The 655-nt window shown below is 47.6% G+C and carries 1 pseudogene; it reads left to right on the top strand.

The window, feature by feature from the left end:
- Window positions 1–655 (top strand): annotated as a pseudogene (locus tag R7Q11_RS26890) (porin); the annotation flags it as partial.

Genomic DNA, 655 nt, shown 5'->3' with positions numbered 1-655 from the left:
GTCTGACACTTCATGGAGCTACCTACACTCTCTAGGCCTAAACGGTAACCTAACTGACAGCTTGTTCTTCCAAGTTGGTCTTGGTCAAGCGACTGGCGTTAAATACGCAAATGGTATCGACTGGGGCGCAGGTCAAGTGACTAGCTACCACAACGAAACTGACAACACATCTTACAAAGCTTACTTGAAGTACACAGTAAGTGACCGTACAACTCTTGCATTTGACTTCTACGGTGTTGATGACGATGTGAAATACGATGGTCTAGGTTTCCACACTGGTCTATCTTTGAACCAGTCTTTCGGCAAGCTAGCATGGATGTCTGAACTACGTTACACAGACACAGACAACCGTTCTGACTTCGTTCCACGTACGATCCATACTTACGGTATGAACAACGGTACTTGGTCTCAGTGGTGGGATGCTCTATCTGACTGGAACAAAGCGGGCGAGCTAGCATGGTACAACCGTCTATCTTACAACCAAGGTAACGGCTGGAACTACTACTTAGGCTTTGGTTACGGTTCTGGTGCTGACTCAGCTGCAAGCGGTGCATCTGGTGACTGGGATTACGAAAGCGAGTACGCATTCAACGCAACAGTATCTTACTCTCTACAGAGTGGTGCGCTTAAAGGCTCTACAATCCGTCTGCACGGT

Source organism: Vibrio sp. 970, assembly GCF_033339075.1.
Note: the sequence above shows the minus strand (reverse complement) of the source record. Positions and strands in the feature narration are given on the sequence as shown.